General features: G+C 64.3%; 21 protein-coding genes. 7 read left to right on the forward strand and 14 right to left on the reverse strand.

Going from position 1 to position 20,926, the window contains the following annotated elements; all coding sequences use genetic code 11:
* The first annotated feature begins 1 nt into the window (after position 1).
* A complete protein-coding gene (locus tag MWN76_RS03135; RefSeq protein ID WP_250459248.1) occupies positions 2-640 on the forward strand; it encodes a helix-turn-helix transcriptional regulator in 639 nt (212 codons plus the stop codon).
* A gap of 27 nt (positions 641-667) precedes the next feature.
* On the opposite strand, the gene MWN76_RS03140 is transcribed toward MWN76_RS03135, so the two are convergent.
* Positions 668-2,524, reverse strand: a complete 1,857-nt coding sequence (locus MWN76_RS03140) for a 3'-5' exonuclease (protein ID WP_250459250.1) — start codon at positions 2,522-2,524, stop codon at positions 668-670.
* Positions 2,525-2,692: 168 nt separating this feature from the next.
* Here MWN76_RS03140 and MWN76_RS03145 point away from each other — a divergent pair, with 168 nt between their 5' ends.
* The 3 genes from MWN76_RS03145 (at position 2,693) to MWN76_RS03155 (ending at position 5,506) form a co-directional block, all read left to right on the forward strand.
* Positions 2,693-4,036 carry a DnaT-like ssDNA-binding domain-containing protein gene (locus MWN76_RS03145; protein WP_250459252.1) on the forward strand — a complete coding sequence of 448 codons (1,344 nt, stop codon included), beginning with the start codon at positions 2,693-2,695 and terminating at the stop codon, positions 4,034-4,036.
* Positions 3,945-4,613 (forward strand): replication protein P, encoded by a 669-nt coding sequence (locus MWN76_RS03150; protein ID WP_250459254.1) that lies wholly within the window; start codon positions 3,945-3,947, stop codon positions 4,611-4,613. Before MWN76_RS03145 ends, MWN76_RS03150 begins: the two co-directional genes overlap by 92 nt.
* A gap of 110 nt (positions 4,614-4,723) precedes the next feature.
* Positions 4,724-5,506: an outer membrane protein gene (locus tag MWN76_RS03155; RefSeq protein WP_250459256.1), complete on the forward strand. Its 783-nt coding sequence runs from the start codon at positions 4,724-4,726 to the stop codon at positions 5,504-5,506.
* Positions 5,507-5,602: 96 nt separating this feature from the next.
* On the opposite strand, the gene MWN76_RS03160 is transcribed toward MWN76_RS03155, so the two are convergent.
* The 11 genes from MWN76_RS03160 to MWN76_RS03210 all read right to left on the reverse strand — a co-directional run bounded on the left by MWN76_RS03160 (position 5,603) and on the right by MWN76_RS03210 (position 13,833).
* Positions 5,603-5,821, reverse strand: coding sequence for a type II toxin-antitoxin system antitoxin (locus MWN76_RS03160; protein WP_250459257.1), 219 nt, complete (start codon positions 5,819-5,821; stop codon positions 5,603-5,605).
* 15 nt (positions 5,822-5,836) lie between these two features.
* Complete coding sequence (locus MWN76_RS03165) at positions 5,837-6,703, reverse strand: SPFH domain-containing protein (RefSeq protein ID WP_250459258.1); 867 nt, start codon at positions 6,701-6,703, stop codon at positions 5,837-5,839.
* Between the two features lie 118 nt (positions 6,704-6,821).
* Positions 6,822-7,748: an SDR family oxidoreductase gene (locus MWN76_RS03170; RefSeq protein ID WP_250459259.1), complete on the reverse strand. Its 927-nt coding sequence runs from the start codon at positions 7,746-7,748 to the stop codon at positions 6,822-6,824.
* A gap of 8 nt (positions 7,749-7,756) precedes the next feature.
* On the reverse strand, positions 7,757-8,128 hold the full coding sequence (locus MWN76_RS03175; protein ID WP_250459260.1) for a VOC family protein: 372 nt from the start codon (positions 8,126-8,128) through the stop codon (positions 7,757-7,759).
* A 140-nt stretch (positions 8,129-8,268) separates the two neighbouring features.
* Positions 8,269-8,637 (reverse strand): DUF2750 domain-containing protein, encoded by a 369-nt coding sequence (locus MWN76_RS03180; RefSeq protein ID WP_250459261.1) that lies wholly within the window; start codon positions 8,635-8,637, stop codon positions 8,269-8,271.
* 83 nt (positions 8,638-8,720) lie between these two features.
* A complete protein-coding gene (rlmD, locus tag MWN76_RS03185) occupies positions 8,721-10,100 on the reverse strand; it encodes a 23S rRNA (uracil(1939)-C(5))-methyltransferase RlmD (RefSeq protein WP_250459262.1) in 1,380 nt (459 codons plus the stop codon).
* Positions 10,101-10,186: 86 nt separating this feature from the next.
* On the reverse strand, positions 10,187-10,894 hold the full coding sequence (locus MWN76_RS03190) for a M48 family metallopeptidase (RefSeq protein ID WP_250459263.1): 708 nt from the start codon (positions 10,892-10,894) through the stop codon (positions 10,187-10,189).
* Positions 10,891-11,322 (reverse strand): hotdog fold thioesterase, encoded by a 432-nt coding sequence (locus MWN76_RS03195; RefSeq protein ID WP_250459264.1) that lies wholly within the window; start codon positions 11,320-11,322, stop codon positions 10,891-10,893. Before MWN76_RS03195 ends, MWN76_RS03190 begins: the two co-directional genes overlap by 4 nt.
* A 45-nt stretch (positions 11,323-11,367) precedes the next feature.
* On the reverse strand, positions 11,368-12,000 hold the full coding sequence (locus MWN76_RS03200) for a DUF2799 domain-containing protein (RefSeq protein ID WP_250459265.1): 633 nt from the start codon (positions 11,998-12,000) through the stop codon (positions 11,368-11,370).
* Between the two features lie 70 nt (positions 12,001-12,070).
* The gene (locus MWN76_RS03205) at positions 12,071-12,721 is read right to left on the reverse strand and encodes an MBL fold metallo-hydrolase (RefSeq protein ID WP_284500015.1); all 651 of its coding nucleotides are present in this window, start codon (positions 12,719-12,721) and stop codon (positions 12,071-12,073) included.
* Positions 12,722-12,936: 215 nt separating this feature from the next.
* On the reverse strand, positions 12,937-13,833 hold the full coding sequence (locus MWN76_RS03210) for a hypothetical protein (protein WP_250459267.1): 897 nt from the start codon (positions 13,831-13,833) through the stop codon (positions 12,937-12,939).
* Positions 13,834-14,134: 301 nt separating this feature from the next.
* Between MWN76_RS03210 and malT the strand changes: the two genes are divergently transcribed.
* On the forward strand, positions 14,135-16,861 hold the full coding sequence (gene malT / locus MWN76_RS03215; protein ID WP_250459268.1) for an HTH-type transcriptional regulator MalT: 2,727 nt from the start codon (positions 14,135-14,137) through the stop codon (positions 16,859-16,861).
* Positions 16,862-17,006: 145 nt separating this feature from the next.
* Positions 17,007-18,665 (forward strand): alpha-amylase family glycosyl hydrolase, encoded by a 1,659-nt coding sequence (locus MWN76_RS03220; RefSeq protein ID WP_250459270.1) that lies wholly within the window; start codon positions 17,007-17,009, stop codon positions 18,663-18,665.
* A 198-nt stretch (positions 18,666-18,863) separates the two neighbouring features.
* On the opposite strand, the gene MWN76_RS03225 is transcribed toward MWN76_RS03220, so the two are convergent.
* Together MWN76_RS03225 and MWN76_RS03230 are read right to left on the reverse strand one after the other, a co-directional pair.
* Positions 18,864-19,259 (reverse strand): SRPBCC family protein, encoded by a 396-nt coding sequence (locus MWN76_RS03225; RefSeq protein ID WP_250459271.1) that lies wholly within the window; start codon positions 19,257-19,259, stop codon positions 18,864-18,866.
* Positions 19,260-19,312: 53 nt separating this feature from the next.
* Positions 19,313-20,251 (reverse strand): VOC family protein, encoded by a 939-nt coding sequence (locus MWN76_RS03230; protein WP_250459274.1) that lies wholly within the window; start codon positions 20,249-20,251, stop codon positions 19,313-19,315.
* Between the two features lie 134 nt (positions 20,252-20,385).
* On the opposite strand from MWN76_RS03230, the gene MWN76_RS03235 reads away from it, so the two are divergent.
* The gene (locus MWN76_RS03235; RefSeq protein WP_250459275.1) at positions 20,386-20,754 is read left to right on the forward strand and encodes a MerR family transcriptional regulator; all 369 of its coding nucleotides are present in this window, start codon (positions 20,386-20,388) and stop codon (positions 20,752-20,754) included.
* The last annotated feature ends 172 nt before the right edge of the window (positions 20,755-20,926 follow it).

A 20,926-nucleotide genomic window follows, 5' to 3' on the forward strand; every position in this document is an offset into this window, starting at 1 on the left:
TATGGCGGGCGCAACCAATAACAGCCGCGAGCAGATCCTGTATCTGCTGAAAACCCGCGGCCCCCAGTCGGCGCAGTTTATCGCCGCGGAACTGGGCATCAGCCCGGTGGGCGCGCGCCAGCACCTGAAGCAACTGGCCAGCGACGGACTGCTGGAGCGCTTCGACCGCGCGGAAAAGGTGGGCCGCCCATCCAGCTACTGGCAACTGACAGAAAAAGCCCAGGGCCGCTTCCCGGATCGCCACGGCGACCTGACCCTGGGCCTGATCGACAATGTGCGCCAGGTCTTCGGCGAGGAGGGCCTGGACGCCCTGATCGCCGCGCGCGAGCGGGAATCCCTCGCGGACTACCGCCGCGCACTGGCCGGCTGCGCAAATCTGGACGAGCGGGTGGCAAGGCTGGCGCAACAGCGCAGCCGCGAGGGCTATATGGCCGAGGTGGTGCGGGATGCAGCGGAGCGCTGGCTGCTGGTGGAAAATCACTGCCCCATCTGCGCGGCGGCGCGCAGCTGCCGGGGCTTCTGTCGCTCGGAGCTTGCGATCTTCCGCCAGTGCCTGAAAGGCGCGCGGGTGGAGCGCTGCGAGTACCTGCTGGAGGGGGCGCGGCGCTGCGCCTACCGGATTACCGCGGCGGACGATTGAGCGCGCCGGAGATGGCCTACCATCGCGTCAGGCCACCATCGCGCCGAGCCGGGCGGTAAACCAGTTATTCCCGGTGCCCGTCACCAGCAGCTGCCGTCGCGCCCGTGTCATGCCCACGTAGAGCAGGCGGGTTTCGCGCTGCAGCTTCTCTTCGTCGTCTTTCAGCCCACCGAGGCCACAGAGAATAACGGTGTCGAATTCGAGCCCCTTGCTGCTCTGGCGGCTGAGCAGCACCACCTTTTCCTCAGCGGCATCGTAGGCCCGCTTCTCCTCCCCCGTCTGCAGGCAGGCACAGGGAATGCCGGCATTCTCGAGCGCCTTCTGGTACTGGCGGCCCTGGCTGTTGAAGGCATAGACCACCGCGATGCCGTTTAGCGCGTGCCCATCCTGCCGCCACTTGGCGATGCAGCGGACAATAAAGTGCCCTTCTTCGCCAGCAGATTCGAATTGCCGGAAAACCGGCGGCGGGCCATTGGCGCCCGCCACTTCCGGTGCAATCAGCGGCACATGGTCTTCGTCGGCATCCTGCTCGCGCAGGAAGTCGCTGGCAAACTCGTAAGCGAAGGTGAGTATCTCGCGGGTGTTGCGGTAGTTGAGCTTGAGGATGGTGGTGCGCCCGCGGGCCCGGATACCAGCGCTGGACAGCGGAAACCTGAGCGAGCCCTTGTCGTAGATGGACTGGGCGTCGTCGTAGAGCAGCAGCAGGGAATCGCTGTCCGGATCGATCATCTGCACCACCAGCCTGAGCCAGTCCCGCTCGAAGTCGTGCCCCTCGTCGATCATCACGGCGCCGTACTGGGCGCGGGGAATCAGGCCCCGCTCCGCCGCGCGGACAACGCTCCGCACCTGGCGCTCGAAGGCCGGCTCCGGGCCGCCGAGCAGATCGACGTTGTAGGTGTTCAACTGCCGGCCGCACCAGTCGTGAAAGTGGTGCACCTGCACACTGTCGGCAATGCCTTTTTCGGCGATAAAACTGCGCAGCCGCGCGGCCAGGGTGATATTGAAGCACAGCACCAGGATCGGTTTGCGCACTGCCCGCGCCAGGTGCACACAGCGGTAGCCGAGAATCAGCGTCTTGCCGGAACCGGCCACACCGTGGATCACCCGGTGACCGTCGCCCATGCTCTTGGCCAGTTGCTCCTGGTGCAGGTCCATAACCCGCACAATATCGGGAATCGTCTCCGCAGCGGGCGGCTGCGCCTCTGCTTGCACTTCTTCGTCAGCGGCAAAGAAGTCCTGCTGCCGGTGGTTGATACGGACTTCCGGAAACAGCTGCCAGCGGATACGGTCGATCTGTGGCAGGCTCAGCTTTTCGCCGAAGCTGTATTCGAACATGCCCCACAGGTGCGCCTGGAAGGTTTCCGGGTCCGCCGTTGCGGTCATCTCGTCCTTACACAGGAGCCGATGGCCGGGCAGCAACCGCTCCCGCTCGACTTCCGGGACGGCCGCGTTCCACTGCTTGCGGGTGATATTGGTAAACACCACGCCGTAGCCGTAGGGAAACTGCAGGCGCCCGCGGTAGCGCCCCTCCGGCTGGACCAGTTGTGGATCGCGCTTGAGCTGGTCGACCGCCGCGTGGGCGTACTGGCGCGCCTGCTCCAGCGGATTGCTGACGGTTTTGCGCCCACTGGCGGTTTCCAGCTCGACGCTGTCCGGGGTCATGCTTTTGACGGTGTCGAGCTTCCAGTCCTTCACTTCCAGAAACAGCAGGCCGCGGCCGGGATGCAGCAGGATAAAATCCGGATAGCGGCGCCGGCTGCCGACGGGCGTATCGAACCAGACGGTATAGTCGTCCTCCAGCAGGCTTTCCAGGCGCTGGCCCAGGCGGCGCTCGCCGGTGGTCATCCTGCGGATGGTACTGAGGGTGGGTATGATCTTTGCCATTGCGCCTGTTCCACTGGCTTGCGGCGGTTGTTGTGACGGCCTTCCGGCGTCGACTGGCCATCCACTTTAATCCCGGCTGCCGAATCCCTCAAGGCGAGGGGCCCCATCCACCATTCCTCATTCCTCAGCCTCCATTCCCCAGCCCCCAAGAGTGTTATCATCCCCGCCATGAAACACCCCCTGCTCCCGGAAAGACCCCTGTGCCTCTCCCCCACTCTGGCCGCCACCCTCGGCCTGGAGGAGGCGGTGTTGCTGACCGTGCTGGGGGAGCTGATGCCATTCCTGCCGGTAGAACCCCACCCGGGGCGCGACTGGTACACGGCCGAGGGCGAGCAATTGCAGCAGTCGCTGCCCTTCTGGGAGCCGGCGGATATCCAGCGCGTGGCCACCAGCCTGCGCAACCAGGGCGCGCTACTGCTGGGCGCGGCGCCCTACGGCAGCAGTTCCGTGCTCAAGTTCGCCCTGCCCGGCGAGCACACCCGCCCGGCGACGCCGGCGGCCCCGCAACAGCGGGGCTACCAACCGCCCGCCCAGGTCCCGGCGGCGCGCAGCGCCAACACCATTTCCCCCGGTTGGCACCCGGACGCCGAGACCATGGCCCGTATCGCCCAGTTGGGCGTGCCGGAGCACTTCGTGCGCGAACAGCTGCCGGAGTTCGTGACCTACTGGCGCGAGCGCGGCGAATCCCGCCACTCCTTCGGTTCCCTGTTCCTGAAACAGGTCAAGAGCCGCTGGGAGGCCTATCGCGCCACCGCGCAGCGCAAACAGCCACTGCCGCCCGACTGGCGCCCGGGCGGCGAGACCCTGAGCAAACTGGCGGACGAGGGCGTGCCCAGCACCTTCGTGCAGCGCGGCCTGCAGCGCTTCGTCGACTACCACCACTCCAGCGGCAAGCTGTCCATCTCCTGGGACCTGGAGTTCAACGACTGGATCATGGAGGACTGGGAAAAGCAGGACACGCCGTTTATCGAGAAGCGCAAGCCCACCGCCATGACCCGCGACTGGCAGCCCAGCGAGCACACCTGGGAACAGCTGCGGCGCCTGGCAATCAATCCCAACTTCGCCGCCGAGGTGCTGCCGGAATTCATCTACAAGTGGCTGGAGCGCGGCGGCCACAGCGCCCGCTGGGGCGAGCTGTTTATCGACTACGCGCGCGAGGAGTGGGCCTACTACTGCCAGGGCATCGAGAAGAACCCGGTGGCCAAACCCATCTCGCGCCACTGGCAGCCGGGTAGCGACTGCTTGAGTCACCTGGTCAACCAGTGTGAAATAGAGCGCGACTTCGCACTCTCGCTGGTGCCCGAATTCATCATCTACTGGCGCGGCCAGAACGCCGCGCGCAAAAGCTGGGACGCCGTCTTCGTGCGTCACGCACGCCACCAGTGGGCGGCGCGTAACAAGCTGGCGATAGGACAATCCAATGGCACACAACAATCCGACAACCAACGTCACGACAACCAGAGGACAAGAGACAGATCCGTCCTCGACATCGTCACGGACACAGACTGGTAGCGGCGGTGCCGGCGAGCAGCTCAACGAAAAGAAGCGCGCGCTCAACGAAGTGTTCGGCCTGCTCAAGCTCAGCTACCACAACCAGTTCAACGCCGCCTTCCCGGACACCGAGACACTGAACCACGCCAAGCGCCTGTGGCTGGAATCCCTGGAGGCCTTCTCACCGGCGGAAATCGTCGCCGGTGCCAAGCGCGCCATCCGCCAGAGCGAATACCTGCCCACGGTGCACAAGATGCTGACGCTGTGCGCCGCCGGTGACAACGGCCTGCCGGACGCCCGCGCCGCCTACCGCGAGGCCTGCAACGCCCCCAGCCCCAAGGCCAATTTCAACTGGAGCCACCCGGCGGTCTACCACGCCGGGCGCGAATCCAACTGGTTCTTCCTGGCGAACAACCCGGAATCGGTGGCCTACCCGGTATTTGCCGAGCACTACCGCAAAATCTGCGCGCGGGTACTGGAAGGGGACAAGCTTACGCCGCCGGAACAACTGCAGCTGGAGGAAAAACCCGGCGAACCGCTGTCGAAGTCCGAAAATGCGAAGAAGATGGCAGCGCTGCGGGCGGAACTCGATATTTGACAGGCGGCCGTTGGTCGCGAGCGCACTTTACAGTAACCTCTAGTACTCGCGGCCGACGGTCGCTGCCACAAAAGTGGAAAAGAATAATTTACAACCCAGCAGGTGACGCCATGACCAGGCCATGCTTTCTGCTAGCGGTACCCTTTCTCACTGTCTGCGTCAGTGCCCAGGCAGACTTCTATTCCCATCGTTATGCGGGAGTCAGTTTCAGCAACGAAAACCTGGACGGACTCTGCGATAGCGGCAGATCGACGGTTCAGGGTTTCAATTCCAACGGCCAGACAGCAATTTTCGACCGCTGTACGGAAACCGGAAAGGGCTGGAAAATCTACGGCGGCTGGCGCTGGACACCTCATCTCGCCGTGGAAGCCAGCTTCCAAAAGCTGGCACAGGGTAGCATCACCTATGACAGAACCGATGTGCAGATGCCTCCACCTCCGGTCTTCCTTGTCCCCGGACAACGGGCTCCTACCGGTTTCTTTCCCGAGTGGCGCGAACGGGATGACATAGACACCGCCCTGGGCAATATATTTGTTGTCACACACTGGCCCATTGCCGAGGGCTTCAGTGTGTTCGCCAAACTGGGCGGCGGCGGCTGGAATTCCCGTCTCAAACGGCGAATCAGTGGCATACAGGTTTTCGCGATACCGCTTGAACCGGAAGAGGGACAGGAGGAAATCGAATTTGAATTCGAGGAAGGGCCGTCGTCCGGTACACTGGAAGAAACACGCAACGGTTTCCACTGGAGTTACGGCGCCGGAATCAGCTACCGCCACCGCAATAGCTGGACCATTCGCGCCGAGTGGGAGAGCTTCAGCGACGTAGGCAGCGATGACTTTTTCACCGCTGTCGACGTGGAGAGCGCATCCCTGGGCTGGAGCATGCACTTCTAGGCGGCCGCGCCGCGTTTCAGCAAAGATACACGGCGCCGTTCAGCTGGTACTCCTCCCGCGCCTTCATCCTACTCCGCTAAACGTTCGCCCGGCCGATTACTTATCGGCTTGAGTTTCTTCGGGATTTCCGTCCTTCTCCTCGATTTCCGTCACCACCTTCTGCACCAGCTTCACCCGGCCGGATTTCACCAGTGCGTCGCGCAATACATACTCGATCTGTGCGTTGACGCTGCGCAGGTCGTCGTCGGCCCAGCGTTGCATCGCCACCAGGACCTGTTCGTTGATTCTCAGTGGGAAAGCTTTCTTTTTTGCCATAACGACACGGGCCGATCAGTACAGGCTGCCGGCGTTCACCACCGGCTGCGCCTGCTGCTCGCCGCAGATGACGACCATCAGGTTGTTGACCATATTCGCCTTGCGCTCCTCATCCAGTTCCAGTTCGTGGGATTCCGCCAGCGTGGCAATGGCATCGGTCACCATTTCCACCGCGCCCTGCACGATCAGCCGGCGCGCCGCCAGTACGGCACTGGCCTGTTGCTTGCGCAGCATTGCCTGGGCGATTTCCGGCGCGTAGGCGAGATGGCTGATACGCGCCTCTATCACCTCGATGCCGGCCCGCCCGAGGCGCTCCTGCACCTGGCTTTTGATTTTCTCCGCAACACTGAGCGGGTCGCCGCGCAACGACAGGATTCCCTCGGCGTGGTTGTCGTAGGGGTATTCATTGGCCACGTTGCGCAGCGCCGCCTCGCTCTGGATGGTGACGAAGCTCTCGTAGTCGTCCACTTCGAAGTGCGCTTCCGCCGAGTCCACCACTTTCCACACCACCACCGCGGCAATCTCGATGGGATTGCCGTTGGCATCGTTGACCTTGAGCTTGCCGCTCTCGAAGTTGCGCACCCGCAGGGAAATGGGCGTGCGTTTGAACACGAAGGGGTTGGCCCAGCGCAGGCCAGTGCTGTGTTCGGTCCCCACATACTTGCCGAACAGCTGCAGTATCTTGCCCTGGTTGGGCGCCACCATGAACAGGCCGTGCCAGCAGAAACCCACCGCCGCCGCGGCCAGTATCCACAGTGCCACTGCGGGATTCTCCGCCAGCCCCGCCCGTACGGCCAGGCCGATGGTGGCCAGCTGCAACAGTGCCAGCGCGGCGACCATACCGTAGCCGTTGACGGTAAAGGCCCTTTTCTCTGTGATCATGCGGAACTCCTTTTTGATGTCATTTTGATATCACATTAACACACAGCTACAGGAACACCAACGGCGACGGATATTTGTCGCCGCGGGAAAGGGCAGGGAGAGTGTGGTGGGGAGATGGTTAGTTGAGCTGCAGGCGCCGCAGCTTGAAGCGCCGCGCCAGGATCCAGTCCACGATCCGCCGCGGCAGCCAGCGGGCCATCCACGGCATCAGGCCGCTCTTGTTGCCCAGGCGCACGACCGAAGGCGGACGTTTGCGCAGCAGTTCCTTTGCCAGCCTGCGCGCCATGGTGCTGGCCAGTGTGGCGTTCTGCTGCGATTCCTGGGCCCGCGCGCGCACCATCTCCTCCTGGCGTTTGTACCAGGAGTCAGGGGCCAGCAGGCCGCGCAGGGAGGTCTCTGCGTGGCGGCCGAACTCCGACGCCACGGCGCCGGGCTGTACCGTCATCACGCGGATGCCGAAGGGTTTCAATTCCAGGCGCAGCACATCGGAAAGGGCGTGCAGGGCCGCCTTGGAGGCGCAGTAGGCGCCGGAGAAGGGCGTCGGCAGCACCCCGGAGACAGAGCCGATATTGCAGATCAGGCCGCGGCGCTCGGATTTCATCAGCGGCGCACAGGCGCGGGCCAGCGCCATGGGCGCGAACACATTGGTCCGGAACTGGTTCTCCAGCGCGCGGGTATCCAGTTCCAGCAGCGGGCCCATCTGGCCATAACCGGCGTTGTTGATCAGGATATCCAGGCGGCCGTAGGCGGCTTTCAATGCGTGTACCACACGGTTGATATCCGCCTGGGAATTGACATCCAGCGACTCGGTGGCGATACCCAGGTCCGCCAGCTCCTGCAGGCTCTCGGGGCGCCGCGCCGTGGCGATGACGATGGTACCGCGGCGGTGCAGGGCCAGCGCCAGCTCGCGGCCGATGCCGGAGGAGCAACCGGTGACCAGCGCCACCCGGTCCGGCACGACATAGCCGCGGCCTATCTGCGCCAGGCTCTCGGCGGCAAAGGTATGGTCGGAAGGGCGGAACCTCGATGCCGGCGTCTTGCTCACGGGAAGGTCTACTCCGCTTGAAAGTGGGGATTCTGTATCAGGCCGAAAATATTGCCGTAGGGATCGAGGAAAGTCGCCATCAGGATGCCCTCCCCCACATCGACGGTCTCGCTGTGCTGGCGCGCACCCAGAGCGTTGAGGCGCTCCACCTGCGCGGCGATATCCTCGACGCCCCAATAGGCCACCACGCCGTCGGCGCGGCTGGTGACACTGCGGGCGTCCGGGTCCAGCCCCAGCTCGAAGCCGCCGACATTGAAGCCGACATAGCATTCGGCGTCGAAATAGGGTTCCTGCTCCAGCAACCGCATGTACCAGGCTTTCGCCTCGGCGATATCGGTAACACCGTAGATGACGGTGCGCAGGCCGAGAAACTGACTCATTCCGGGACTCCCGCTTATTGTGTGTTGTTTCTGTAGAGGCCTTTTTGCAGGCGAATACTGCCGATGTTCTTGCCGACGCCGGTTTATTCGCCTGCGGGCAAGCTCCTACAGCGGGCTTTGTTCACTGCGAGGGGCCGCATTTACTGCAGCTCCTGCTCCAGTTGCTCGAGCAGGTCCAGCGGTTCCAGCTCCACCCCTTCCAGTTCGCCGTTCCAGTTGATGCCCACCAGTATCACATCCTCGTGCATACCGGTAAGCCAGTCGTCCATAAATTCTTCCAGGTCGATGGCCACCACCCGGTAGTCCGCCCAATCGCCGTCGGTGTGGATCTCGGCGAATTCGCGCCGGGACCAGAAGGGCATCACCTCCGTCTGCGGGTACTTTTCCGACTCGCAGAGGGCGAAGCCCTCGTCCCCTTCCAGCGCCCAGACACAGCCCTGGCCGGCGCTCTCGGGCAGAAAGCGGGCGCAGTTGTCTTCGAAATCGTTACTCAGGGGCTCACTGGACATGGATCGGGACCTCGGGAATTTGAACGCAGTTTACGCCAGATTCCGGGGCACACCAATGACAGGGCGCCGACGCGCGCCGCATGTCAGCCGCGTTCGAAGACCGCCATGGATTCCACGTGCGCCGTATGCGGGAACATGTCCATGACACCGGCACCGGTCAGGCGATAGCCGAGGCCCGCCAGCTCGCCGGCATCCCGCGCCAGGGTGGCCGGGTTGCAGGACACGTAGACGATCTTTTTTGCGTCAAAGCGGGCCAGCTGGCGCACCACTTCCAGCGCGCCGCTGCGCGGCGGGTCCAGCAGGATGCGATCGAAGCCGCCCTCCGCCCAGGCGTGGGACCTGATATCCCGCGTCAGGTCGGCAGCGTGGAACTGCACATTGTCCAGGCCGTTGCGGGCGGCGTTGTCGATGCCGCGCTGCATCAGTGCGCCCTCGCCCTCCACCCCCACCACGTTCCCGGCGCGGCGCGCCAGCGGCAGGGTGAAGTTGCCCAGGCCGCAGAACAGGTCCAGTACCCGCTCGCCGGGTTGCGGGTCCAGCAGTGCCACCGCGCGACTGACCATCTGCCGGTTGATCTCAAAATTGACCTGGATAAAGTCGAGCGGGTGGAACGCCAGCGCCAGGTCGAATTCCGGCAGGCGATAACCGAGCCGCTCCTCGCCGCCGAGCGGCCAGATACGGTGGGCGCTGGCCGCATCGCCGGGCTGCAGGTACAGGTGGATACCGCTGTCCGCGGCGAAGGAGAGCCAGCGCTGCCGGTCCGCATCCGCCAGCGGTTTCAGGTGGCGCAACACGATGGCCGCGGTATCGTCGCCGACCGCCACCTCCAGTTGCGAAAAGTGCGCGCGACCCGCGCTGCCGGCCACCAGTTGTTTCAGCTGCGGAATATGTTCGGCGATCGCCGGGTGCAGCACGTGGCACTCGCGGATATCGGTCAGTTCATTGGAGCGCTTCCTGCGGAAGCCGAACACCAGTTCACGCGCCGCCTTTCCTTTTCCCGCCCCCTTTTTCACTTCGCGGATGCCAATGCGCCCCTTGCGCCGATAGCCAAAAGACTCCGCCACCAGTGGCGGCAGGATTTCCGGCACCCGCAGATCGCCGAAGCGTGCCAGCTGGTCCAGCAGGATTTTCTGCTTTTCCGCAATCTGCACCGGCGGCTGCAGATGCTGCAGCGAACAGCCGCCGCACAGATCCACGTGTGGACAGCGCGGCGCGCAGCGATCCGCGGACGGCTGCAGGATTTCCACCGCCGCGCCCTCGTCGAATTTCGAACGCCGCGCCGTGTACCGGAAGGCGACCGACTCGCCCGGCAGTGCATTGTCGATAAAGACCGTCTTGCCACCGACGCGGGCGATGCCGCGCATATCGTGGCTGAATGTTTCCACCCGTGCCTGCGCTTTTGCGGGCAGCGTTTTTTGCGGGCTTTTTTTCGGGGAGAAGAAACGGGGTCTGCTGGTGGCCATAGAAGTCAGTTACAAAAGGCGTAGGGTGCGCCGTGCGCACCGGGAAGATCCGGATATTGTACCGCCCATACGGTGCCCCCTTGTATCTACAGTACCAGGCGGTGGCCGCTGTCCCGCAGCCAGCGGCGCAATTCCCGGTAGCGCGGGCAGACGGATTCCACCAGTTGCCAGAAGGCGCGGCTGTGGTTGTGGTGGCGCAGGTGGCAGACTTCGTGGGCCACCAGGTAATCCACCACCGGCTCCGGCGCCAGGCACACCAGCCAGTTGTACTGCAGTTCGCCGCGAATGGTGCAGTGGCCCCACTTGCTTTTGGTGCGGCGCACGCGCACCGAGGAGAACGGCAGGCCCAGTCGATCGGCATAGTACGCCGACTTGTCCGCCAGCATGGCCAGCGCCTCGCGCTGGTAGAGCTTGTGCAGGGCGGCCTGCAATTGCGCTTCGGATGGGTCGCGGTAGCGGCTGTAGAGACGGATGGCACGGTCGGAAATCCCCGCGCCCGCCGGCCGCGCCGCGCGCTCGAGCGGCAGCTTCTGCCCCAGCCAGGGAAAGCTGGCCCCGAATCCGTAGCGGTGCTGCGGAATCTCCGCCGCGCGCACCTCGGCGCGCAGCAACTGGGTCCGCACCCACTGGATATTCTCCTGCAGGAAACGGTGTCCGTGGCGCGCGGCGCAGCGCTGCGGGATGCGCACTTCAACGCCGGATTCCGCCAGCACCAGCCCCAGCCGCTTGCGCCGCGGCGAGCGCACCAGGCGGTAGGGAATATCCTCGTAGCGATGCTGTTCGGCAGAACTCATTGGCCGCCGTGGGGCACGACGGCCATGGTGATGCGGGAAATACAGCTCAGCTTGCCGCGCGGATCGCTGATGCGGATTTCCCACACCTGGCTGCTGCGGCCGATATGCACGGGCCTGGCGACGCCGGTAACCTCGCCCTCGGGCACCGGGCGCAGGTGGTTGGCGTTGATCTCCTGGCCCACGCAGTAGAACTTGTCCGTATCCACCACCAGGTTGGCGGCAATGGAACCCAGGGTCTCCGCCAGCACCACGCTGGCGCCGCCGTGCAGTATGCCGAACGGCTGGCGGGTGCGGCGATCCACCGGCAGGGTACCCACCAGGTAGTCGTCGCCCAGTTCGGTCACCTGCATGCCGATATAGCCAGGCATGCAGCCGGCGGCGTTGTCATTGATCGCTTCCAGCGTGGGCGTGGAGTGCCAGATTGCCATAGTGTTGTTTCCGGTTGGGGGGCCGCGGCCCCGGGAGGCCACGTCTCAGTAGAATCCGGGCCAGAACAGAAAATCGATACCGCTGCCGACGCCGAACCCGCTGTCGAAACCGAAGCCCCGGCCAAAACCGAAACCGCTGATGCGGAACATCTCCATATCCAGCAGCTGCCGCTCCCGGTTCAGGGACAGGCGCCGCATCTGCAGGCGGCGGATACGTTTCGGGTCCTCGGCCCCGGCCAGGGCGGCGTTCACCGCGAACAGCTGGCGCTCGACATGATCCTGTCGCGCCGCCAGGCGGCGGTACTCCCGCTCCACCTGGTAGTCGGCCAGGCCCTGCCGGTAGTAATCCAGGAACAGGTCCGCCGTGGGGCCGGTACAAACCCCCTGGTAGCTGCGCCCCTGGCGCCCGTAGCGATAGCCGTTTTCCGGTGTGCAGAACTGCTCCACGCCCTGCTCGTGGCCGCGCAGCCAGGCATCGCTGTCCACGCGCACACCGTACTCCTGGCAGGTCTGCGCGATATCGTACACCAGCGTCTGGCTGCGGCCGCGGGCGCCGTCCGACACGCCGCGCTCATACCACTGGCCGGCGCGGCACTCCTCCTCGGATACCACGGCACAGCCGGCCAACAGGACCGGCAGCAGTATCGTCAGGTGCTTGATCGGGTTTATCCAACGCATACCGGGATTGTCCCATGTCCGCAGTTTGTTGCCACCCCGTCCACCGCCATCCGGTCTCATCTGGGCGGCTTCAGCCGAAGCGCTTGTCGGCCACGAACGGATTCGTCTGCCGCTCCCGGCCGAAGGTGGACATGGGGCCATGGCCGGGGATGAAGCGCACCTCGTCGCCGAGCGGCCAGAGTTTCTCCTGGATCGAGCGGATCAGGGTATCGTGGTCGCCCTTGGGGAAATCGGTGCGGCCGATGGAGCCGGCAAACAGCACATCGCCCACCAGCGCCAGGTTACCGGGGCGGTGGAACAGGATCACATGGCCGGGGGTGTGGCCGGGGCAGTGATGGATTTCCAGTTCCTCCCCGCCGACGGTCACGGTATCACCCTGCTGCAGCCAGCGGTCCGGAGTGAAGGTCTCCACCGGCGGGAAGCCGAACATCTGCGTCTGCAGCGACAGCTGTTCGATCCAGAAGGCGTCGTCCTCGTGCGGGCCCTCGATCGGCAATTGCAGCCGTTTCGACAGCTCGGCGGTGCCGCCCACATGGTCCAGGTGGCCGTGGGTCAGCAGGATTTTCTCCAGTTTCAGGCCGCGCTCTTCCACCGCGGCCAGGATCTTGTCCAGGTCTCCCCCCGGGTCCACCACCGCGGCGCGCAGGCTGTCATCGCACCAGAGCAGTGTGCAGTTCTGCTGGAAGGGCGTGACGGGAACGGTATGGAATTGCAGCGACATAGACGGCACCAGTACTTCTGCTGGAAATGTGCGCTTAGTGTACTATCTCGCGCTATATGCGGATATCAGAGCACCCCAAAATGTTCACAGCAAGGCGCCGCTCGCAGGGAATGGCGGGCCCCATTTGCAAAAGCGGCAACGCCGCGGTGGACATTTTGGGGCGCTCCCTCCGGGCGGCCCGCTGATATCTGCATATAGTGCGAGATAGTGCACGACTATACCGCGGCTGCCGCGCGGTTTCGCGCCGGGGCCAGCGGGCGCCGGGTGCGGTTTTTCTTCAACAGCTCGCGCAGGTCCTCCAACAGTTGCTGCCGCACCAGTGCCTCATTCCAGTAGCCGTCGTGGGAGACCAGCTGCGGCCCCCAGTGGGCGGCGCCCCAGTCCGCCAGCGGACGCGTCTCGTAATCGCGGTAGACCGCCTGGTTGTACGACGGCGAAAGCGGTTTCAGCGGCCAGCCGAAGAGATCGTCCGGGTGATAGAAGTTCTTCCAGCGGAAGTTGTAGCCGCGGGTGTCGGAGGTCACGGCCTGAATCTGGTCACGCGGCATGCCCGCGCACCAGAGCGGGTTGTTGGCGCCGAGGGTGTACCAATGGCTCAGGGTCTTGAGACGCAGGAACAGGTCCCGCGCCGAACCCTTGTGCACACCGCGCGGCCCGCCGTCGCGCCAGATGCCGTGGTTGATACTGGGGCGCTGGGCGTCCCACAGGTAGTTGGAGAGATTGACGCAGCCCACCGAGTGACTGAGCAGTACCACCGGCGCCGTGTCGCCGGCCGCGGCCGCGGCTTTCTCGAGGGTGGCGTAGATCGCCTGCTGGGCCTTTTCGTAGTTGCCGCCGCGGCTTTGCAGTTCGTTCATCTGCGCGGCGCTCTCGGCCAGGCCGTAGAGCAGGAACTTGCGCGCGCGCAGGAAATCCATATCGCGCTTCTGCATGCCCTCGAACACCCGCTCGATGTTGGTCTGCAGGTGCCCCTGGCAGAGAATGGTATCGCAGTGCAGGCGCGACCAGTCCTCCTGCCCGAGGCCCTCGCGCAGTGCGGCAAACAGCGGATCGGCGAAGCTTTCGTCCACCGCCCCCATACCCGGTGCTGCCAGAATCACGATATCGGCCATTTTCTGCCCCTGTTTTATTCTCGTACGGCGCTCTGCGGATACTTATTGTGAATAAGACCCGCCTGTCACTCTTGTTCTTGCTAACGGGCACCGCTGAATTAGACGAAACTACCACTTGGGCCACAGTTTGCAAACTTTGGCCGCATTTCCCACCAGGATCTGCCATCTGGCCGCGGGGATGGCGCGCAAAGTGCCTACGCCCCGCGACGGGAGGATGTCACAGCCCTGTCCCGATGGGATTCTAATAGTGCATAATTGCGCCTGTACAAAATTCACACAAAACAAGACCGCGCAACCAGCGATGCTACTGACTTCCAAATACAGCCTGCCGGACTGCCCCGAGCACACGCTGCCGCGGCCGCGACTGTTGTCGCTGCTGGACGACAGCCACAGCGACCAGTTGCTGCTGATCACGGCGCCGGCCGGTTACGGTAAAACCACCCTGGTCTCGTCCTGGGCCCTGACCCAGGACAGCCCGGTGGCCTGGTTCTCGCTCGACGCCAGCGACAACGACCCGGCGCAGTTCTGCCGCTACCTGGTGGAGAGCGTGCACCGCGCCACCGGCAATGGTGTGCCCGAGACCCACAGCCTGCTGGCCGCCCAGCAGCACCCGGACGCGGCGCTGATCATCAGCCAGATGCTGGCGGAGCTGCGCGGCCTGCCCAGCGAGCTGCGCATCGTGCTCGACGACTACCACCAGATCGACGACCGCGCCGTGCACGACGCCACCCGCTTCCTGCTGCGCCACGCGCCGGCCGGTATCGGCGTGGTCCTCACCAGCCGCAGCCAGCCACCACTGGGCCTGGCCGCACTGCGCGTGGCCGGCCGCCTGCTGGAACTGGGCAGCACCGAACTGGCACTGACCGGCGAAGAGATCGCGCAACTGCTGAAGCAGCGACTGCCCTTCTCCCTCGACAGCGACCGCGTCGCCCAGCTGCACCAGTTGAGCGAGGGCTGGCCGCCGGCCGTACAGCTGTTCGCGCTGTCGGTGCGCGACCGCGCCGAGGTGGACCGCTACTTCGCCGAACTGGAACAGGGCCACAGCCATATCCTCGACTACCTGGCCGAGGAGGTCCTGGAACGCCTGGAACCGGATTTGCGCGAACTGCTGGCCACCACCTCCATCCTGGCCCGCGTCAACGCGCAGCTGGCAGAGCGCCTCAGCGGCCTCGACGACGGCCAGCAACTGCTGGAGCAGACCGCGCGCCGCGGCCTGTTCCTGCAGGCACAGGATTCCAGCCGCCGCTGGTTCCGCTACCACCCGGTATTCGCGCGCTTCCTGCAGCGCCAGCTCACCGACCGCGCGCGGCTGGAACAGCTGCACAGCACCGCCAGCGACACCTGGCTGGAAATGAACGAACCGCTGGAGGCCCTGCGCCACGCCATGGAGGCCGGCGACAGCGAGCGCGCCGAACAGCTGCTGGCAGATCGCGGCGAACAGCTGCTGCGCGAGGGCCAGAACCGCCTGCTGAAAGACAGCCTCGACTGGCTGGGCGAGGACAAACTGCGCCGCAACGCCCGCTTCGCACTGATCGCCGCCAAACTGGCGCAGGAGAACTACGAACACGACCAGTGCGAGAAAACCCTGGCCGCCGCCGAGAGCTGGCTGCAGCGCCAGGATCCGGCCCAGTGGCGCGACTTCGAGGGCGCCTTCGCCGCCGCCCGCGCCCAGGCCGCGGTGTCCCGCGGCCAGACACTGCTGGCCAAGGAATACGCCGAAGAGGCGCTGACGCTGCTGCGGGGAAACCAACCCGGCGACCGCCTCGATGCGCTGCTGGTGACCGGCGAGACCGGTTTCTGCCTGGGCGAACTGGCGGCCGCCGAAACCCATATGCGCGAGGTGGAATCCCTGGCCCTGGCCGAGGGCGACTACCCCGGCGCCACCTGGGCCGTCTGCCAGCAGACCGAGATCGCCATTGCCCAGGGCCTGATGAAAAAGGCCGACGCGCTACAGGAGCGCGCCCAGCGCCTGGTGCAGGAACACCACCTGGTGGGCCTGCCGATCTCCGAATTCATCTGCCGCCTGCGCGGCCAGCTGCAGTGGGAGCAGGTCGACCTGGACGGCGCCGCCGCCTCCGCCCGCCGCGGCATGCAGATCAACCGCAAGGTGGGCGAGCGCTGGCTGCTGCCGGAGTACACGCTGCTGCTGAAAGTGGCCCAGGCCCGCGGCGAGAAGGAGGAATCCCTGGAGTGGCTGGCGCGTATCGACCGCCTGATGGCCGGCGAACGCTACCATTTGGACTGGATCGCCAACGCCGATGCCGCGCGTATCCGCGCCTGGCGCGCGCTGGATGACCGCCCCGCCATCGCCGCCTGGCTGGAGCAGGCGCAGCCGGTGGCGGACAGGCCGGCCAACCACTTCGAGCAGTGCAACGGCCGCAACCATGTGCGCGCCATGATCGAACTGCACCGCTGGTCCGACGCCAACCGCCTGCTGAGCCGCCTGCTACAGGTGGCACGCGACTGCGGCCTGGTGACCGACTGCCTGCGCAACCGGGTACTGGAAGCGCGCCTGTTGTGGCTGCGGGAGCAGCGCGGCGGCGCCATCGACGCCATCCGCGAGGCGCTGAGCATCGCCGCCGAGCGCTCTTTCTGTGCCAGCTTCCTGCAGATCGGCAAACCGCTGATCGTGATCCTGAAAGCCGCCCTCGAAGACGGCGAGGCGAAGGGCAACCTCAGCGACGCCGAGCGCGACCTGGCCCAGGCACTGATCCGCATGGCCCAGCAGCAACCGGAACTGGACGGCGGCATCCGTATCGAGCTGGACGAGACCATCATCCGCGAGATCCTGGAAAGCGACGCGGTGCCGGACTTCCTGCGCCACTCGCCGCTGACCCCGCGCGAGTGGCAGGTCCTGAACGCCATCCACTCCGGCCTCTCCAACGAACGCATCGCCCGCCACTTCAAGGTGGCACCGAGCACCATCAAGACCCATATCCGCAGCCTGTACCAGAAGCTGGACGTCAAGGACCGCCAGGAGGCGATCGCGCTGGCGGAGCAGATGTTGCGTTCGGTGCAGGATCAGTAAGGAACACGACTGTAGCCCCTGTTCGTTTGCCCAGACACGCCGGAGGCCTCCGCCCCTCCCACCCCCACGGGGGAGGAGGCATCCCCCGTCCTAGCCCCTCATACTGCACCCTATCCTAATAAACGACGATCCAACGGACTGAGTTATGAGCGGTAACCCCATTAGCAAAAACCACGGGGAATGGTGGCGCAACAGCGTCATCTACCAGATCTACCCCCGCAGCTTCTGCGACGCCAACGGCGACGGTATCGGCGACCTGCCCGGTATCACCCGCAAGCTGGACTATGTGCAGTCCCTGGGCGTGGACGCCATCTGGATCTCGCCGTTCTTCAAGTCGCCGATGGTGGACTTCGGCTACGACGTATCCGACTACCGCGATGTGGACCCGATCTTTGGCAACCTGCAGGACTTCGACGACCTGATCGCGGCCGCACACGAGCGCGGGCTTAAGGTCATCATCGACCAGATCCTGAGCCACACCTCCGACCGGCACCCCTGGTTCGAGGAGAGTCGCGCGAGCCGCGACAACCCCAAGGCCGACTGGTACGTGTGGGCGGACGCGAAAGCCGACGGCAGCGCGCCCAACAACTGGATGTCCAATTTCGGCGGCAGCGCCTGGCGCTGGTGCACCCGCCGCCGCCAGTACTACCTGACCAACTTCCTGAAGGAACAGCCGGACCTGAACCTGCACAACCCGGATGTCCAGGAACAGCTGCTGGCGGACCTGCAATTCTGGCTCGACCGCGGCGTCGACGGCTTCCGCCTGGATGCCATCAACCACGCGTTCCACAACCGCTCGCTGGAAGACAATCCGCCGCGCCCGCTGGAACTGGACGAAAAGGGCCTGCCGCCGGTCAACACCTACGAGTACCAGTGGCATATCCACGACAAATCCCAGCCGGAAAACCTGGTTTTCCTGCAGCGCGTGCGCCAGCTGACAGATCGCTACCCGGGCACCATCACCATGGGCGAGGTGGGCGACGACAACACCCACAAGATCATGGCCGAGTACACCACCGAACAGCGGCTCAATATGGCCTACTCCTTCGACCTGCTGGAGAGCGGCCACAGCGCGCAGTTCCTGCGCGACACACTGGAGAGAAACCGCGGCGTCATCGAATCCGGCTGGCCCTGCTGGTCCATCGCCAACCACGACGTGCCGCGCTCACTGACCCGCTGGAATCCGGAATTCACCGCCGAGCAGGCACTGGCGCGCGCGCCGCTGTTCGTACTGATGCAACTGACCCTGCGCGGCAGCGTCTGCCTGTACCAGGGGGAGGAACTGGGGCTGGAGGAAGCGGATATCGCCTTCGACGACCTGCAGGACCCGTACGGCATCAATTTGTGGCCGGAATTCAAGGGGCGCGACGGCTGCCGTACCCCCATGCCCTGGTTCGACAGCGGTGCGATCAATGCCGGTTTCTCCGAAGTCAAACCCTGGCTGCCAGTGCCGCCGGAACACCACCCGAAAGCGGTGAGCGTGCAGGAAGGGGATCCGAACTCCACCCTGAACCGGTTCCGCGCGCTGATCGACTGGCACAAGGGCCTGTCAGCGGAAATCGCCACCGCCGAACAGCAGGTACTGGATACCGGCAACGACCTGCTGGCCTTTTACCGCCGCGGTGACAGCGAGCAACTGCTGGTGGTACTGAATATGGGCACCGGCGATGAGACCCTCGCCCTGCCGGGCGAATTTGCCGCAGCCGAAGACATCACCCCGCCGATATTCGCCGGCGAGGTGGACGGCGGCGAGATCAAGCTGCCAGTGGCCGGCGCGCGCGTGCTGCGTGTCGGTAAACAGTAAACCGAAGCAATCAGTCAGTTTTTTGTTTAAGAAGCGCCCCGGTACCGGAACCGCCATTCGTCGGTCGGGGCGCTTCGCCTTTTTCTTTCTGCTCTCTCTTCCTTAAGAAGCATCTGTGCCGGCCTCGCGCCGGCTTTTTTTGTCCGCTCCCAGCAATCCGCCTGCGTCGATACGCACCTATCGGGCGGCCTTTGCCGACTACTTTTCCAGCAAGTCGCGCAGCGCCTGCAGATCCCGCTCCACTGCCAGCCCATCCTCAGCAAACTGGCTGTCGGACATGCCCGGCTGCTGGATCAGGGTAAACACAAACTCACTGCCCTCGCCATTGGGCAGCACCCGCATCGGGTTGTGCACTACGACCCCCGATTCCAGCTCGACGTCGTGATCCATTACGCCGAACGTATTTTTCTCGGCAAAACGGATCCTGACCCGGCCGAATGGCGCCTCGGCAACCCAGGTATCGCCCTCCCTGCTGACCCGGGAACGGGCCAGGCCCGCGGCCCAGCGCGGCAGGTTGGCGGGGTCCGACGCAAACCGATAGACCGCCTCCGGCGGGCAGGCGATGGGGATACTGATATGTCTGACCCGATTCATGCGAAACCCCGCTGCGGTATCAATCCCACTACTGTGACACACCTGCTCATCGATCAACGCCCCGCATACGCTTTCCGGAGCGCGGCCAGGTCAAACTTTTTCATTGCCAGGAATGCCCGCGTCAGCCTGGCAACCTGCTCGCGCGAGCCATTTCGCATCATTTCGTCCATGTCGGCGGGCACTACCTGCCAGGAAACACCGTACTTGTCCTTGAGCCACCCGCACTGCTCGGCCTCCGGCACCGCGGAGAGTTTCTCCCAGTAGCCATCGATTTCCCGCTGGTCATCGCAATAGATGACGAAGGAAAGCGCTTCGTTAAAGTTGAAACCGTGGTCGTGGGCACTGTCCATGGCCGCGAACCAACCGTTCTCGAGCATAAAGTCGGCAAACATCACCGTCCCTTCCCTGTCCGGCGCCTGGCCGGCACCGTGGCGCACCAGTTTTCCCTGCCGGGAGTCGCCGAATACGGACAAATAGAAATCGATGGCCTCTTCGGCCCGGCCGCAGTTTTCCCCCACGAACAACAGGAAGGGGACAATCGGCGGCCGCGGCTCACCCTCCGGGTCGGGGAGTATCAACTGCCAGGACACGCCGTATTTGTCCTGGATCCAGCCGTAGCGCTCACTGAATGGATATTCGCCCAGTGGCATCAGCGCCATCCCGCCCTCGGACAGCCGCGCCCAGACCTGGGCCAGCTTTTCCCTCGCCTTCTCTTTTGCCGATGGCGAGTCGCCGAAGAACAACGGATCGAAGTTCACCAGAAACGATATGGACGGATTAAAACTGAACAGCGGCCCGGCGCTGATCGCCATGAAATCCTGCTTCCACACCTCGAACGAGACTACATCGCAATCGCCCGAGGGCGTGTCGTGAATGCGGGTTATGTTACCAACGGCGGAATTGGGAAACACCGACGCGTAAAATCCGGCCGCCTCCCGCGCCTGCCTGTCGTACCACAGGTGCGGTACGATTTTCTGCCTGATCTCAGCCATCATGCTTCTCCCTGTCGATATGTCGCTGTCTGTTGTCATGATATTCAACGGCTTTTCCACTGCACCGCGTCGCCCGTACCGATTCTACATTTATACCATTGATTGGCGTATGCTCCCGGCAACGGAGGTATCCGATGAATATCAGAGAATTTTCCAGCCGCACGGGCATCAGTGCCCACACTCTGCGCTACTACGAAAAAATCGGCCTGCTGCGCCATATCCACCGACTGCCCAACGGCCACCGGGACTTTACCGAGAAAGATCTTCACTGGGTCACCTTCGTGCAACGGCTGAAGGACACGGGAATGCCCCTGGAGCAGATTCACCGCTACGCCGATCTTCGCGAGATGGGGGACACCACGCTCGCCGAGCGCCAGCGGCTGCTCGAGGCCCACGCCCGCAACCTGCGCGAATCCCTGCGGCAGCAACAGCGGCACCTGGACAGCCTCGAAGACAAGATAGCCCTCTACCGGAGTGCGATAAAGCGCGGCCGATTTCCTTGAGAACTCCCTGAAATACACTTGACTTAGAGTCAACTCGAACCCTTAGCCTGCTCCCGAATTCATCGTCAACGAGAGCAAAGATGACAGGGAAAAGCGACAGGCCGCAGGGTGCCACGAGGCGGGACTTTCTTTCCACAGTGGGCCTGCTGGTCGCCGTCGCCACGGGCCCGCT

The organism is Microbulbifer litoralis (assembly GCF_023634065.1).
GTDB classification, from domain to species: Bacteria; Pseudomonadota; Gammaproteobacteria; order Pseudomonadales; family Cellvibrionaceae; genus Microbulbifer; species Microbulbifer litoralis.